This is a genomic window from Bacillus sp. MUM 13, from assembly GCF_001866725.1.
Lineage (GTDB): Bacteria > Bacillota > Bacilli > Bacillales > DSM-1321 > Peribacillus.
The window spans coordinates 1-14554 of record NZ_MLYQ01000098.1; the positions used below are offsets into that span (position 1 = coordinate 1).

Here is a 14554-nt window from a genome sequence, read left to right on the forward strand (position 1 = left end):
TGCCGCAGGACGCGGCGTTCTTAGTCTTTGATCTTTTGCGCTCGCGCTTTTTATTACCAAGTTTTTTTGTTGGCTTCTTTGGGGGAAATGTACTATAATAAAAAATTGTGAAAAATGTATTCTTGAGGTTTAGAGTTAATTATTACGGAATAAACTATAAATAGCGAGAAGTCAAGGTTTCCTTCATAAAATAATTCGACAGCTTGCGGTAATATCCCTAACAAATGCGAGGAGAAAAAAAGGATAATGCAGAAAGATGTAGAATTAAAAAATATGGATATTAATCCATCGATTTATGTGGATGCGGATGCTTGTCCTGTAAAAGAAGAGATCTTGAAATGTGCAGAGGTGTACGATATCAGTGTCTGTTTTGTGGCGTCATATAAAAATATGATGAATAATCCTTCTGGCGGGCGATGGGTGTATGTCGATGCAGATAAAGAAGCGGCAGACCTTCGAATTGTCAATTCTTCGAAAAGAGGCGATTTGGTCGTTACAGCCGATATCGGATTAGCCGGGACACTGCTGCCTAAAGGAGTTTATGTTCTTTCGCCCCGGGGAATGGATTATACAGAAGATAACATTTCTGCGCTTCTTGATATGCGCTATCTATCTGCAAAGCTCAGAAGGCAAGGAAAACATTCCAAAGGGCCTAAGGCTTTTACAAAAGAAGACAGAAATCATTTTACCAGTGCACTTATGAATATTTTGTCGAACTTTGCAGGAATTCATGATTCTTTATCGAAATAATACTAACACCGGATCGCAAGGTGAAAATATGGCCAATGCCCGACTAGAAGATGAAAAAATTAATCAAATTCGTGAAGCTGTTGACATTGTCGACTTTATCGGCGAATATGTCCAGCTAAAAAAACAAGGGCGGAATTATTTCGGCCTTTGTCCTTTTCATGGTGAAAATTCCCCGTCTTTTTCAGTTTCTTCTGATAAGCAGATCTTCCACTGCTTTGGCTGCGGGGCAGGCGGAAACGTTTTTACATTTTTAATGGACATAGATGGCTGCAGTTTTCTGGAAGCTGCAAAAATTCTGGCCGAAAAAGGAAATGTGCCCCTGGATGTTGAAATAAATAAAGGTTCTGCCAGATCGAATATGCCGCCTGGTTCACAGCAGATGATTGAAGCGCATGACCTTTTGAAGAAATTCTATCATCATTTGCTGGTAAATACAAAAGAAGGCCAGGATGCTCTTGAGTATCTGCTGAACAGGGGCTTTACCGAAGAAACAATCACAAAATTCCAGATTGGATATTCTCTTGACTCATGGGACTTTGTCTATAAGTTTTTAACAAAAAGAGGCTATACAGAGGATATTCTGGAAAAGGCTGGCCTTACGATTCAAAGGGAAAGAGATCAAACCTACTTCGATCGGTTCAGAAACAGGATCATGTTTCCGATTTCCGACCATCAGGGAAATACGATTGCGTTTTCCGGGAGAGCAATGGGGGACGATGAGCCCAAATATTTAAATAGCCCTGAAACGCCAATCTTTAATAAAAGCAAAATTTTATATAATTTCCATCAGGCACGTCCGCATATCCGGAAAAAAGAACAGGCTGTAATTTTTGAAGGATTCGCCGACTGCATTTCGGCTGTACGTGCAGGAGTTGAAAATTCCGTTGCAACGATGGGGACCTCCTTAACAGATCAGCATATTCAATTGCTTAAAAGAAATACAGACCAGGTATTAATATGCTATGATTCCGATTCTGCCGGTCTTCACGCAGCAAACAGGGCATCCATCATGCTTAACGAGAATGGATTTCAGGTTAAGGTTGCACAAATGCCGGATGGTCTTGACCCCGATGACTACATAAAGAAATATGGTGAAAAAAGCTTTGTTTCTGAAGTAATAGGGGCTAGTTTAACATACATGGCCTTTAAAATGCAGTATCTGAGAAAGGGAAAAAACCTTAATAATGAAGGAGATCGCATTCAGTATATTGAAGAGATATTAAAGGAGATTTCCAGATTGCAAAATGCGGTGGAAAGGGATCACTACCTCCGCCAATTGTCTTCGGAATTTTCATTGTCTCTGGATGCGCTTGAAAACCAGCAAAGGCAGGTCTTTTTCTCCGAAAGGAAAAAGGGAAATGTGCCGGTTCCTTCAGAAAAAAGGATAACCCTTCAATATGAGAATAAATTAAAGCCTGCTTATCATAATGCTGAAATTAAGCTGATTGCACATATGCTGAAAAGTAAAGAAACTGCAGCAAAAATTCAGCAGATGCTCGGCGGCACTGTTCTCAACTTAGATGCGCACCAGGCAATCATTACTTATTTATATGGATTTTATGAAGACGGTCATGAAGCTGACACCAGCTTTTTTCTAACCTATTTGCCTGATCAAAACTTGAGAAGAATTGTTTCTGAAATAGAAATGATGTCAGTAAATGAGGAAGTAACCGATAAAGAACTGACAGATTATATAAATCAAGTGTTGAAATATGAAAAATTGTTAAAGATAAAAGAAAAAGAGGCCGAAGAAAAGGAAGCAGAGCGGCGCAGTGATTATATCAGGGCAGCACAGATTGCCATGGAAATCATTCAAATGCGCAAGTTACTTTAGTGTAGGGTGTAAGTCTTGGAAGGAGGGGAACACATGGCTGAGAAACCAGCACGTTCCAAAGAAGTTGATAATGAATTAAATCTTGATCAGGTGAAAGAGCAGTTATTGGAGCTTGGCAAAAAGAGGGGTTCTCTAACGCTGGAAAAAATTGCAGAGCGCATTGGCAGCTTTGAATTGGATTCTGATCAAATGGATGAGTTCTATGAATTATTAGGTGATAACGGGGTTGAAGTCCTGACTGAAAGCGAAGATGAAGAAGAGGACGATGACGATCCAAACGTACAGCAGCTGGAAAAAGAAGAAGAATTTGACCTGAATGACCTAAGTGTTCCTCCAGGTGTTAAAATAAATGACCCTGTCCGTATGTACCTTAAGGAAATCGGGCGTGTTGATCTTTTGTCTGCTGAAGAAGAGATTTCACTTGCGAAGCGGATTGAAGAGGGTGACGAGGAAGCCAAGCGACGTTTGGCAGAAGCGAACCTGCGTCTTGTAGTAAGTATAGCAAAACGCTATGTTGGACGGGGAATGCTGTTCTTGGATTTGATTCAAGAAGGTAATATGGGTCTTATCAAAGCGGTTGAAAAGTTCGATTACCGCAAAGGATATAAATTCAGTACCTATGCCACATGGTGGATCCGCCAGGCCATTACCCGTGCGATTGCTGACCAGGCAAGAACAATCCGTATTCCTGTGCATATGGTTGAAACCATTAATAAATTAATTCGTGTGCAAAGACAGCTTCTTCAGGATCTTGGCCGTGAACCTTCACCGGAAGAAATTGCTGAGGATATGGATCTGACTCCTGAAAAGGTTAGGGAAATCCTGAAAATTGCTCAAGAGCCGGTCTCCCTTGAAACACCGATTGGTGAAGAAGATGACTCACATCTTGGAGACTTCATTGAAGACCAGGATGCAACTTCTCCGTCAGAACACGCTGCATACGAGCTGCTCAAGGAACAGCTTGAGGATGTTCTTGATACACTGACTGACCGTGAAGAAAATGTATTAAGGCTGCGTTTCGGTTTAGATGACGGCCGCACACGCACTTTAGAAGAAGTCGGCAAGGTCTTTGGCGTTACCCGTGAGCGTATCCGCCAAATCGAAGCAAAAGCGCTCCGCAAGCTTAGACATCCCAGCCGCAGCAAGCGTCTTAAGGATTTCCTGGAGTAGAATAAGCTAGAATGACTGCATCAGCCTCCAATAAAAATGATATGGATTACTGCACAAAAGGTTCGGCCTCAGTATGGAGCTGTTCCTTTTTTGCGGATTGATTTCATATGATTTTGGAGGCATTTTTTATGACTGCCTCAAACCTAAAGGTTAAATGGCCGATATAAACAGAAATGATTTTATTTAGGATGTGCCGGTGAAATGGATCAGCAGCGAAAGAAAATTATCATTCAAGAAATCAGCTACTGGAAGAAAAACAGGATGCTTCCAGATACATATTGTGACTACCTTCTTGCCCTCTACAGCGAGGGTGCAGAATCTGTCCAGCCCAAAGCGCGAAAGTCTTACATAAAGCTATGGCTCTGCATCATAGTAGGCCTGCTGGTTGCCGTAAATCTATTTTTGAATTATTTTACTGAATTCCCAGTGGGATTGCAAATTTCCCTTTTAACTTTTTCTGTGCTCCTGTTAGCAGCTATAGCCTATTTCCTTTTTAATAAAAAGACCCTATTTCAGGTTCCGCTAATTGGATGTGCCTTCTTGCTTCTCTTGGAAACGGTTACAGCGGCAGAGCAGTTTTCATCACACAAACACGGAATCTTATATATTCTCCTGCTGCTTCAGTGCTTGATTTGGGTGTTTGCAGGCAGGAAGCTGAAACTGCCTTATTTCATCATCGCAGGGATTATGGGGGCGTGCGTGGTTTTATTCTTTATAAGTAAATTATACAGTATATTTTGAAAATAAAAAATATTTAATTGTAAATTATTATATTCAAAAAAACGTGGAATTTGACGAATTTTCAAATTTATTTAATTACTTAAGCTTTAGGGCTTTTCCTGTCTTCCATTTTCAAGTAAAATAAAAGTTGCATGAATATTATGGTTAATTGAACAGAACAGGTTATACATAGGGGAGGTAAATCTATGAATCGCAATCCACTTATCCCGTTTTTGCTTATCATGGTTTTAGGTATCGGTCTTATGTTTATGCTTTCTTTTAAAGGCCTTGGTGATGCAAAACAGGCAGCTGACGAACAGAAAAATGGCGGAAAAGAAAAGACTGGGCAAACTGCATCAGCCAGTCCGGAAGAAATTTATAAAACAACCTGCATTACCTGCCATGGAGATCAGTATCAGGGCAAGGTAGGGCCGAAATTAAAAGGTGTAGGAGAGCGTTTGTCTGAGGATCAGATTAAGAATGTCATTACAAATGGCCGCGGGGCAATGCCTGCTGGTTTGGTGGAAGCCGGCAGCATCGATAAGATGGCTAAATTTATCCACGGACTCAAATAATATAAAAAAATGGCTGATGGTTTTGTATTTTAACCATTCAGCCATTTTTTTGTAAACGTTTCATATTGCGTATTGATATACAGGCTATGGAATCATGGTGGTTTCAGGGTATAATATAATTTGTAATTCCCGCAGATTTTCCGGACTTACGGAGATTGGCAAACCTGTATCAAGTAAATTTAATTAAGAGAGTTGATATCATGAACCACGAAAAATTATCACTGCGCCTTGAGCGTGTTGCTATACATATCCCGGAAGGCAGCATATTGGCTGATATCGGGTCCGATCATGCTTATTTGCCTTGTTATGCAGTGAAAAAGGGTCTTGTGAAAAAGGCTATAGCAGGAGAAGTCAGTGAGGGACCCTATCAATCTGCCTGCAATAAAGTAAGTGAAACAGGACTTGGTGAACACATTGCCGTCAGAAAGGGAGACGGCCTTGAGGTGCTGTCACCAGGCGAAGCTACAGCTATCAGCATAGCCGGCATGGGAGGGACGCTTATTTCAAGCATCCTGGAAAACGGAAAAACGAAGCTGAGCAATGTAAATAAACTTATTCTCCAGCCTAATGTGGGGGCAAACCATGTTCGTATGTGGCTAATAGAAAACGGCTGGGAATTGGTTGATGAAGAAATTCTTGAAGAAGACGGAAAAATATATGAAATACTTGCTGCTGAACCTGGAGACCCATTAAAGCCGTATGGTGAAGAAAAGGAATCTGGCCTGCTGTTCGGCCCATTCCTTATGAAAGAAAGAAATGATGCTTTTATTAAAAGGTGGACCTTGGAAAAAGAGCATTGGAAAAAGATTTCTGGACAGCTTTCTGCAGTTGCCCTTAATCCGGAAACCGAGGAAAGAAGAAATGTGCTGCTTGCGAGAATAAAAATGGCAGAGGAGGCGTTAGGAATATGAAAACACCAAATGGCTGGGAAGTGATTGAGCTTTTTGAACAGTTTTCCCCTAAGAAGTATGCGATGGAGGGAGACCCAATCGGCCTGCAGGTCGGCCATTTAAATAAGCCTGTCACAAAAGTCCTCATTGCGCTTGATGTGCTGGAAAGTGTTGTAGATGAAGCGATAGAAAAGGGTGTGGAGCTGATTATTGCCCATCATCCTCTTATATTCCGCCCTCTGGCAAAAATCATCACCAATACCCCGGCAGGCAGGATCATTGATAAATTAATAAAACATGATATTGCGGTGTATGCAGCACATACCAATTTGGATGTTGCAAAAGACGGTGTAAATGACCTGCTTGCTGAAGCGCTTGGCCTGCAGAATACGGAGGTTCTTTCACCTACCTATCAAACACAGCTTAAGAAGCTTGTTGTGTACGCCCCGAAAGATGCAGAAAGTGATCTCAGAAGTGTCCTGGCGCAAGCAGGTGCCGGAGCTATAGGAGAATATAGCGAATGTTCATTCACAGCGGAAGGTGTCGGCAGGTTTTTGCCTGGAAGCGGAACAAATCCTGCCATTGGGCAGCAGGGAGTTTTAGAATCTGTTCATGAAGTCAGGATTGAAACAATCTTCCCTGAAGACTTGGAAAAAAGAGTTCTTTCAGCCATGCTGAAGGCCCATCCTTATGAAGAACCAGCCTATGACATTTATGCGCTTGAAAATAAAGGCGAAACACTGGGACTGGGGAGAGTGGGCACCTTGCAGCAGGATATGACACTGAGGGAGTTTGCTGAGCATGTTAAAGCATCCCTGGACGTGAAAGGCGTGCGTGCAGTGGGCGACCTGGAAAGCACAGTCAGGAAGGTAGCAGTTCTAGGCGGTGACGGAAATAAATATTACACGGCTGCTAATTATAAAGGTGCAGATGTGTATGTTGCTGGAGATATGTATTATCACACAGCACATGATGCCATGATGACAGGCCTTAATATTGTGGATCCCGGGCACAATGTCGAAAAGGTTATGAAAAAGGGTGTTGCAAAGGTAATGGCTGCTTCATCTGAAAAGAAAAAATATAATGTCGAATATATTGCTTCTGAATTGAATACAGATCCATTTATTTTTCTATAAGCCCTCAAAGACAAGAAAGAACAGCTGGAATTACACCGGCTGTTCTTTCTTATATATTAAATGGTCTGTGCTGGTTTTGGTGCTTTGATTTTCGGGAGTATCTTATTTAAAGGAACTTTCTTTTCTGTATTCCAGGTTGTCTCATCCTCGTGATCGAATTGCTCAAGAAAAGCAATGACCTCTTTGGTGATGGGCGTTGGAGTAGAAGCTCCTGCTGTTACTGCGACAGTTTCGGCTCCTTTAAGCCATTCCAGCTTCAGTTCGGAAATGTCTGCAATTCTGAATGCCTTTGTGTGGGCAATTTCCTGTGATACCTGTGCAAGCCGGTTGGAGTTATTGCTTTTGGGATCTCCGACAACAATCAATACATCTGCTTCTCCGGCCTGGTTTGCTACTGCTTCCTGGCGGACCTGTGTAGCAAGGCAGATTTCTTTATGAACTTCAGCATGAGGATATTTTTCCTTGACCTTTTCGATGATTTCCATAACGTCCCACTGGCTCATGGTTGTCTGGTTGGTTACGATAATACGGTCGCTTTCAAGTGCCAGTTCTTCAACTTCACTGGCTGATTGCACCAAGTGAACCACATCTGGTGCTACACCAACCGCGCCTTCCGGTTCAGGATGGCCTTTTTTGCCGATATATATAATCTGGTAGCCCTCTGCTTTTTTCTCGACAATCAGATTATGTGTGGATGTAACATCCGGGCAGGTCGCATCAATGGATACTAGCCCTTTTTGCTTGGCGATCTCCCTGATCTCCGGAGAAACGCCGTGAGCTGTAAAAATGACTGTGCCGCTTTCAACCTGCTCCAGGATTTCTTTGCGGTTGCTACCGTCAAGTGTAATGATGCCTTCCTCTTCAAAAGCGTCAGTTACGTGCTTGTTATGAACAATCATCCCTAAAATATATATCGGGCGTGGCAATGTTTTATCTAAAGCCGCATTTCGGGCTATTACCATGGCATCGACCACACCATAGCAATATCCGCGCGGAGATATCTTCATGACTTTCATATACTTCCTCCTTCAGGACATATCGCTCTATGTCTGTTCTTCCTTATTATACAAGGGGTTCAATGATATTTCAAAGAATCCTTCAGAAGGGCTGGCTCGGGCCTGAAGTGTAAGAAAGTAGCACAGCTTTTTTGGTAAAAGAAAAAAGAATGCAAGATATCATGCATTCTCATACTTCCGTTAAATGTATAGCTTTGGAGATGAACCGCCTTTTTGCTTTTGGCTGCTCTTCCTGCTGCGTTCCGCTGTTTTTTTCTCCGCTGCTTCTGCTGTGTCTGCTGTTTTTGTCTTAGTATCCTGTTTATCCTCGGAAGTGTCTGTCGAGATTTCCGTTTTTTCTGTGTCCCTGCTGCTGTCATCTGTATCTGTGGATTTTAAACTTTTATAAATTTTCCACATCGATGGAATATTTTTTACCATAGGACCGTATTGCTGCACCATGGGTCCGAATTGTTCTGCTGCCTGGAGAACTTTTTGCGTATTGTTGAGCATGGATGTTATTCCGGTTGGATTTTTTATGGCTGCCAGAATCCCTCCGCTTTTTGCAGCTGCTGCACCTGCTGCCTGCGGCGGGGCAAACATATTAGCGCTTTGCCGGCTCCCGCCAAGGATTTTTGAAAGAAGTCCTTGTTTTTGTACGGGCGGGGCAGACTGTGCTCCGCGGCCGCCGAAAGGGCTGAAACCAGTATTGCCGGGCTGCCTTCCTTGAGGCGGAGTACTTGCAGGGCCTCTCGGGATTTGCGGGCGGGCCCTGCTGCCTCCCTGCTGTCTTGGGAAGCCCATGCCAAATCCCTGTCCGGGCGGAAAATTTCTTCCTGGGGGCATATTTTCCCTCCTCTTTAAAAAAATATAGTGTATATGCTGACACTATAAAATATGCAATACTGCCAAAAAGGTTTAACTCTGAAAGACGCAGACTTAAAATTCCGCAGTGCCCCTGGGCAAGTGCTTATACAGACTTTTTGGCAGAAGGGAGGGAAAGGAGGGAAGGGTGATAAAGCCCTCCTTTGTATTGAATTATCGTGATATTGCCAGTTTAATCTGCTATACTGGCTGTTTGAGGCTCTTGCGCAAATGAGCTATTGTTTATTATAATAACAGGACATGTCTATGGCTGCGATCGTCCGCCTTCGATAGCCTGACTGGATAAAGGAGATAATGGATAATCGATGAAGCAAAACAATTTTGAACGTTTTCAATTAAATGACTATATTATAGATGCAGTTAAATCACTGGGGTTTGATAAGCCTACCGAAATACAGGAGAGAGTGCTTCCTTCTGTATTAAAAGGGACGAGCCTTATCGGACAATCACAAACAGGAACAGGCAAAACACACTCATACCTTTTGCCGATCATGAATAAGCTCGATGCCTCAAAAGATGAAGTTCAGGCCATTATTTCAGCACCGACCAGGGAACTGGCTAATCAAATTTATAAAGAAGCATTAAAAATTGCTGAGCACTTCCCAGAGGAAAATCCGCTTAATGTCCGCTGTTATATCGGCGGCACAGACAAGCAGAGAGTCATTGATAAATTAAAATCACAGCCGCAGCTTGTTATCGGCACGCCTGGGCGGATCAAGGACCTTGTGGAAGACGGGGCATTGCAGGTATTCAGCGCAACGGTCCTCGTTGTGGATGAAGCGGATCTTATGCTTGATATGGGATTCATAGAAGATGTTGATAAATTTGCTTCACGTATGGCCCAGCACATTCAGATGCTTGTATTTTCTGCAACCATCCCTGAAAAGCTTAAGCCATTTTTGAAAAAGTATATGGAAAATCCTAAACATGTGCATGTGGATCCTAAACAGGCGACTGCTGTAAACATTGAACATGTTCTTGTGCCGCTTCGCCATCGTGATAAAATCCAGCTTCTTCATGACTTGGCTGTACAATACAATCCTTATTTAGCCATCATTTTCACTAACACAAAGAAGATGGCCGATAAGGTTGCAGACTCACTGATTGAAAAGGGACTGCGTGTCGGACGCATACACGGCGACTTAAGCCCCCGTGACCGCAAAAAAATGATGAAGCAGATCAGTAATCTTGATTATCAATATATTGTAGCAACAGACCTTGCTGCAAGGGGAATTGATATTGAAGGTGTCAGCCATATCATTAACTATGAGCTTCCAACAGATCTTGATTTTTACATCCACAGAACAGGAAGAACAGCACGGGCTGGATATTCTGGTATTGCGGCTACGATTTATGATATCTCAGATGAAGATGCTTTAAACCGTTTGGAAAAGATGGGCGTTGTATTTAAAGACGTCGATCTGCAAAACGGGGAATGGATGGAAATTGATGAGCGGAACAAACGGAAAAACCGCAAAAGGCAAGAATCATCCATTGATACAAAAGCGAAAAGCCTCGCTTCAACAAATAAGAAGCATTCCAAAGTCAAGCCAGGCTATAAAAAGAAATTCCAGCGTCAAGTGGAAGACATTAAAAAACGTGAGCGCCGTTTGAAAAATAAATCTAAATAAGGCCTGCAGGACGCGGTGTTCTTAGTCTTTCGTCATTAAGAGGGCGATTATGCAATTTGGGGTTGTCCAGCTTCATCGCCCAGCCTCTCGAGGTCATAAGCCATCCTGCAATGGAGAGGAAGACCGCTCTCCTTTACAGGCTGTCTTATGCTTGTCAAGGCTTTCGGGGCGATTACGCATTTCAGATAGGAGTTGAGGAGTTTGCTTAAGATTGGGTCACATGTTTCGATGAGCGGAAAGGATATGCTGCTTGCTTCAAGCAGGGAAGCTGTTTCTTATGGCGCTAATACGTTTATGGTGTATACGGGTGCGCCTCAAAACACCAGAAGGAAAAAAATCGAGGATTTGAATATAGAATCAGGTTTGCTGCATATGCAGGAAAATGGTATTGATGAAATCATTGTGCATGCTCCTTATATCATAAACATCGGCAATACGGAAAATCCCAATACATTCGAACTTGGCGTGAATTTTTTGCGCAGTGAAATTGAACGGACAGCTGCGCTGGGTTCAAAGCAGATTGTCCTGCACCCTGGAGCACATGTGGGGGCAGGGACTGAGGCAGGAATCAAAAGAATTATAGAAGGCCTTAATGAAGTGCTGACAGAAGAACAGGAAGTCCAGATTGCACTTGAAACGATGGCCGGAAAAGGCTCTGAATGCGGAAAAAGCTTTGAAGAGCTAGCCATGATTATAGATGGTGTAAATTTAAGCGATAAGCTTTCCGTTTGCTTTGATACCTGCCACACACATGATGCCGGCTACAATATCAAGGAAGATTTTGATGGAGTGCTCAATGAGTTCGACAAAATTGTGGGAATTGACCGGATCAAGGTTCTTCATATTAATGACAGTAAAAATGACAGGGGCATGAGGAAGGATCGCCACGAGAACATCGGTTTTGGATACATTGGGTTTGATGCATTAAGCTATATCATTCACCACCCTCAGTTAATGGATGTACCAAAAATCCTTGAAACCCCATTTGTCGGAGAAGATAAGAAGAACAAGAAAGCTCCGTATAAACATGAAATTGACATGCTGAAAAGCAAAGAATTCGACAGCAATCTGCTGGATAAAATTCTTGGCAGCTGAATAGGCAGTTTAAATCAGAAAAACGCCGTCCTGAATCAGGCCGGCGTTTTTCCTATGAATGATAGCTTAAGAAAAGACTGTCAGCTGTTTGTCAGCTGCTTGAAAATAGATTCGATTTTTTTTGAAGTTTCGGTACCAGTAATCGCTGAGATTTCCTGCAGGACCTGCTGCCTTTGAGACAAATCAAAGATATTGATGTTTTTCCCGGCCAGCAGCTGAGTGATTCCTTTAGCCTGGGTTTGGTTCAGCTGCACTCCATACTGCCTGCCAATGGAAATTAAATCGTCAGGGTCCATGTTGTTAATCTTATGGTTGACCATCATTTCTAATAGTTTCATGACATTCCTCCTCAATGTAACATATGAGGAAAATATGGGTATGTGAACAGGTAAAATGAAAAAAAGAGTCGTTTTAAAATGGATTCCCTCCCCAGAAGCTGGTTTAATCGCACTAAGGAGGGTGGGGATGTAAGGTGCGAGTCACCTCTAGCCCCTGCGGAAAGGAAGTCAACTGTTCTCAGCTCAATTTATCAACACTATCCTGCAAAGAATGTTTTCAGTGCAATGAACAGAGCGTTTTCTTTACAATTGGCTATAATTCCTTTATACTACGAAAGGTAAATCGTAATGATTCTTATAAAAAAGGTGATATCTTTGGAAATGATGAAAAAAGAACCGGTTATCAAGGTCACAGATCTTTCTTATAAATATGCAAAAGATACTGTACTAGAGGATGTAACCCTGTCCGTTCCGCAAGGCGCCTTTTTGTCAATTGTCGGACCTAATGGGTCAGGAAAGTCTACACTACTGAAACTCCTCCTGGGACTGCTGAAGCTTCAAAAAGGATCGATTGAGCTTTTTGGCCAGGATATCCGGAATTTCAGGGACTGGCAAAAGGTGGGCTTTGTATCCCAAAAAGCCAATTCCTTCAACTCGGGATTTCCTGCAACCGTGCTGGAGGTTGTGCTGAGCGGATTGACCAAAAAAATTGGCCTCTTTAGATTTGCGGGCAGTGAGCATAAAAAAAGGGCACTAAAAGCACTGGACTCCGTAGGAATGCTGTCCTTTCAGCAGAGAAACATCGGTGAATTGTCCGGAGGGCAGCAGCAAAGGGTATTCATTGCCCGGGCGCTTGTCAGTGAACCGGATATGCTGATTCTTGATGAGCCGACTGTCGGTGTGGATGCTCAAAATGTCCACCAGTTTTATGACATGCTGGAAATGCTGAATAAGGATTTGGGAATTACCCTTCTTTTAGTCACTCATGATGTTGGCACAGTCACTGACAAAGTCACCCATGTGGCATGCCTGAATAAAAAGCTGCATTTTCATGGAAATGCAGGGGAATATCAGGCTCTAAATGAAGAAGAACTCTCGGACGTGTATGGGCCGGGCGTACAAATGTTAAGTCATAATCATTAATGTTGTGGAGGATAACCCATGATTTCGGGTATATTTCAATTTGAGTTTTTACAAAATGCCTTTCTTACAGGCATCATCATCGGTGTCCTGGCACCGCTGCTAGGCGTATTTGTTGTGGTAAGGAGAATGTCGATGATTGCCGATGCGCTGAGCCATGTTGCGCTTGCGGGAATTGCCTTCAGCCTGCTTCTTGAAAAAAAATTCGCAGCGCTTGCCGGGCTCAATCCCATGTATATGGGCATGGCTTTCTCTGTATTCGGCTCTCTGTTCATTGAAAAACTGAGAAATGTGTACAAGCATTATCAGGAGCTGGCCATTCCGATTATCCTTTCTGGAGGAATCGGTTTAAGTGTAATTTTTATTTCGGTTGCCAATGGCTTTAATGCCGATCTGTATGGCTACTTGTTCGGAAGCGTCAGTGCGGTCAGCCGGATGGATCTATGGCTGATAATAGGAGTGGGGCTCGTTGTTATTATTGTGCTGCTTCTTTTGTTTAAAGAGCTTTTCCTTCTTTCATTCGATGAGGAGCATGCTAAAGCTTCCGGGATTCCTGCTAAATTCATTCATTTTGTATTCATTGTCATGGTGGCGCTGGTCATTGCTGCTTCTATGAGGATTGTCGGTATTCTCCTTGTCTCCTCCTTGATGACCATACCAGTGGCAGCGAGCCTGCGGTTTGCAAAGGGATTCAAGCAAATGATTTCTTTTTCCATCCTGTTTGGCGAAATATCAGTTGTAGGGGGATTATTTTTTTCCTATTATCTTAATTTGGCGCCAGGCGGAACCATTGTTATGATTGCTGTTATCATATTAATTCTGTCTATTTTGAAGGATAAAATTAAGTCTCGCTTTGCGTGAGGGGAGAGGTGATACTTTGAACGTTTCAACCGCAATGAAGCTGTTAAAAGAAAAAGGATTTAAGCATACAGGCAAAAGAGAAGAAATGCTCCAGCTTTTTTCCGCGAGCGAAAAGTATTTAACTGCAAAAGACGTTTTGGAAAACATGAAAAATAACTACCCCGGGTTAAGCTTTGATACCATATACCGGAATCTTTCTCTATTTGCTGAGCTCGGTATTTTTGAAAGCACTGAACTGGCAGGAGAGAAGCATTTCCGCTTTACATGCGGGCATGACAGCCACCATCATCACTTTATCTGCATGAAATGCGGAAAAACGAAAGAAATCAAGGCCTGTCCGATGGCTGGCATTGAAGAAAACCTGGAGAACTATGATATATCAGGGCATAAATTCGAGGTGTACGGACACTGTCCGGATTGCCTGCACTGAAAGATAAAAACCATTGCCGCACTGTGCAATGGTTTTTTTGCGGGAAATTTTTCTGGAGTTTAATTTAAAATTTTTTACGAATTTCCTCCTGGATGTTCATAGATAAACACTTGCAATTAATAATATAAAAAGAATTTTTGAAATCCATAAAATAAAATATATAC

15 protein-coding genes are annotated in these 14554 nt (G+C 42.5%); 12 read left to right on the forward strand and 3 right to left on the reverse strand.

Translation table 11 applies throughout. The features are described 5' to 3' along the window. Window positions 1–246 precede the first annotated feature (246 nt). The 7 genes from BIV59_RS19105 (at window position 247) to BIV59_RS19135 (ending at window position 7075) form a co-directional block, all read left to right on the forward strand. On the forward strand, window positions 247–750 hold the full coding sequence (locus BIV59_RS19105; RefSeq protein WP_240501950.1) for a YaiI/YqxD family protein: 504 nt from the start codon (window positions 247–249) through the stop codon (window positions 748–750). Window positions 751–778: 28 nt separating this feature from the next. Continuing rightward, entirely contained in the window at window positions 779–2584 is a 1806-nt protein-coding gene (gene dnaG, locus BIV59_RS19110; protein ID WP_071353065.1) for a DNA primase, read from the forward strand. A 33-nt stretch (window positions 2585–2617) separates the two neighbouring features. Beyond that, window positions 2618–3754 carry an RNA polymerase sigma factor RpoD gene (gene rpoD, locus BIV59_RS19115; RefSeq protein ID WP_071353052.1) on the forward strand — a complete coding sequence of 379 codons (1137 nt, stop codon included), beginning with the start codon at window positions 2618–2620 and terminating at the stop codon, window positions 3752–3754. A 201-nt stretch (window positions 3755–3955) separates the two neighbouring features. Beyond that, complete coding sequence (locus BIV59_RS19120) at window positions 3956–4495, forward strand: hypothetical protein (protein WP_071353053.1); 540 nt, start codon at window positions 3956–3958, stop codon at window positions 4493–4495. 185 nt (window positions 4496–4680) lie between these two features. Beyond that, the gene (gene cccA, locus BIV59_RS19125; RefSeq protein ID WP_071353054.1) at window positions 4681–5049 is read left to right on the forward strand and encodes a cytochrome c550; all 369 of its coding nucleotides are present in this window, start codon (window positions 4681–4683) and stop codon (window positions 5047–5049) included. 200 nt (window positions 5050–5249) lie between these two features. Continuing rightward, the gene (locus tag BIV59_RS19130) at window positions 5250–5960 is read left to right on the forward strand and encodes a tRNA (adenine(22)-N(1))-methyltransferase (RefSeq protein ID WP_071353055.1); all 711 of its coding nucleotides are present in this window, start codon (window positions 5250–5252) and stop codon (window positions 5958–5960) included. Further along, window positions 5957–7075: a Nif3-like dinuclear metal center hexameric protein gene (locus BIV59_RS19135; protein ID WP_071353056.1), complete on the forward strand. Its 1119-nt coding sequence runs from the start codon at window positions 5957–5959 to the stop codon at window positions 7073–7075. The genes BIV59_RS19130 and BIV59_RS19135 overlap by 4 nt, the downstream gene beginning before the upstream one ends. Window positions 7076–7131: 56 nt before the next feature. Here the strand turns inward: BIV59_RS19135 and BIV59_RS19140 are convergent, their stop codons facing one another. Together BIV59_RS19140 and vrrA are read right to left on the reverse strand one after the other, a co-directional pair. Next, complete coding sequence (locus BIV59_RS19140) at window positions 7132–8091, reverse strand: 4-hydroxy-3-methylbut-2-enyl diphosphate reductase (protein WP_071353057.1); 960 nt, start codon at window positions 8089–8091, stop codon at window positions 7132–7134. 180 nt (window positions 8092–8271) lie between these two features. Then, window positions 8272–8916 (reverse strand): VrrA/YqfQ family protein, encoded by a 645-nt coding sequence (gene vrrA / locus BIV59_RS19145; RefSeq protein ID WP_071353058.1) that lies wholly within the window; start codon window positions 8914–8916, stop codon window positions 8272–8274. A 344-nt stretch (window positions 8917–9260) separates the two neighbouring features. Here vrrA and BIV59_RS19150 point away from each other — a divergent pair, with 344 nt between their 5' ends. Both BIV59_RS19150 and BIV59_RS19155 read left to right on the forward strand, forming a co-directional pair. After that, window positions 9261–10586 (forward strand): DEAD/DEAH box helicase, encoded by a 1326-nt coding sequence (locus tag BIV59_RS19150; RefSeq protein WP_071353059.1) that lies wholly within the window; start codon window positions 9261–9263, stop codon window positions 10584–10586. A 201-nt stretch (window positions 10587–10787) separates the two neighbouring features. Continuing rightward, a complete protein-coding gene (locus BIV59_RS19155) occupies window positions 10788–11681 on the forward strand; it encodes a deoxyribonuclease IV (RefSeq protein WP_071353060.1) in 894 nt (297 codons plus the stop codon). Window positions 11682–11761: 80 nt separating this feature from the next. Here BIV59_RS19155 and BIV59_RS19160 read toward each other — a convergent pair whose 3' ends face one another. After that, window positions 11762–12019 carry a DUF2624 family protein gene (locus BIV59_RS19160; RefSeq protein WP_071353061.1) on the reverse strand — a complete coding sequence of 86 codons (258 nt, stop codon included), beginning with the start codon at window positions 12017–12019 and terminating at the stop codon, window positions 11762–11764. Window positions 12020–12340: 321 nt separating this feature from the next. Here BIV59_RS19160 and BIV59_RS19165 point away from each other — a divergent pair, with 321 nt between their 5' ends. Genes BIV59_RS19165 through BIV59_RS19175 form a run of 3 tightly spaced genes read left to right on the forward strand, consistent with a single transcriptional unit; the run spans window position 12341 to window position 14390 of the window. Next, entirely contained in the window at window positions 12341–13102 is a 762-nt protein-coding gene (locus BIV59_RS19165) for a metal ABC transporter ATP-binding protein (protein WP_071353066.1), read from the forward strand. An 18-nt stretch (window positions 13103–13120) separates the two neighbouring features. Further along, on the forward strand, window positions 13121–13960 hold the full coding sequence (locus BIV59_RS19170) for a metal ABC transporter permease (RefSeq protein WP_071353062.1): 840 nt from the start codon (window positions 13121–13123) through the stop codon (window positions 13958–13960). A 16-nt stretch (window positions 13961–13976) separates the two neighbouring features. Further along, window positions 13977–14390 carry a Fur family transcriptional regulator gene (locus BIV59_RS19175; RefSeq protein ID WP_071353063.1) on the forward strand — a complete coding sequence of 138 codons (414 nt, stop codon included), beginning with the start codon at window positions 13977–13979 and terminating at the stop codon, window positions 14388–14390. Window positions 14391–14554 lie beyond the last annotated feature (164 nt).

Excerpts from the sequence above, each read along its gene's own strand:
- BIV59_RS19105 (WP_240501950.1), top strand. The coding sequence starts at position 247 with ATGCAGAAAGATGTAGAATTAAAAAATATGGATATTAATCCATCGATT.
- dnaG (WP_071353065.1), top strand. The coding sequence starts at position 779 with ATGGCCAATGCCCGACTAGAAGATGAAAAAATTAATCAAATTCGTGAA.
- rpoD (WP_071353052.1), top strand. The coding sequence starts at position 2,618 with ATGGCTGAGAAACCAGCACGTTCCAAAGAAGTTGATAATGAATTAAAT.
- BIV59_RS19120 (WP_071353053.1), top strand. The coding sequence starts at position 3,956 with ATGGATCAGCAGCGAAAGAAAATTATCATTCAAGAAATCAGCTACTGG.
- cccA (WP_071353054.1), top strand. The coding sequence starts at position 4,681 with ATGAATCGCAATCCACTTATCCCGTTTTTGCTTATCATGGTTTTAGGT.
- BIV59_RS19130 (WP_071353055.1), top strand. The coding sequence starts at position 5,250 with ATGAACCACGAAAAATTATCACTGCGCCTTGAGCGTGTTGCTATACAT.
- BIV59_RS19135 (WP_071353056.1), top strand. The coding sequence starts at position 5,957 with ATGAAAACACCAAATGGCTGGGAAGTGATTGAGCTTTTTGAACAGTTT.
- BIV59_RS19140 (WP_071353057.1), bottom strand. The coding sequence starts at position 8,091 with ATGAAAGTCATGAAGATATCTCCGCGCGGATATTGCTATGGTGTGGTC.
- vrrA (WP_071353058.1), bottom strand. The coding sequence starts at position 8,916 with ATGCCCCCAGGAAGAAATTTTCCGCCCGGACAGGGATTTGGCATGGGC.
- BIV59_RS19150 (WP_071353059.1), top strand. The coding sequence starts at position 9,261 with ATGAAGCAAAACAATTTTGAACGTTTTCAATTAAATGACTATATTATA.
- BIV59_RS19160 (WP_071353061.1), bottom strand. The coding sequence starts at position 12,019 with ATGAAACTATTAGAAATGATGGTCAACCATAAGATTAACAACATGGAC.
- BIV59_RS19165 (WP_071353066.1), top strand. The coding sequence starts at position 12,341 with ATGATGAAAAAAGAACCGGTTATCAAGGTCACAGATCTTTCTTATAAA.
- BIV59_RS19170 (WP_071353062.1), top strand. The coding sequence starts at position 13,121 with ATGATTTCGGGTATATTTCAATTTGAGTTTTTACAAAATGCCTTTCTT.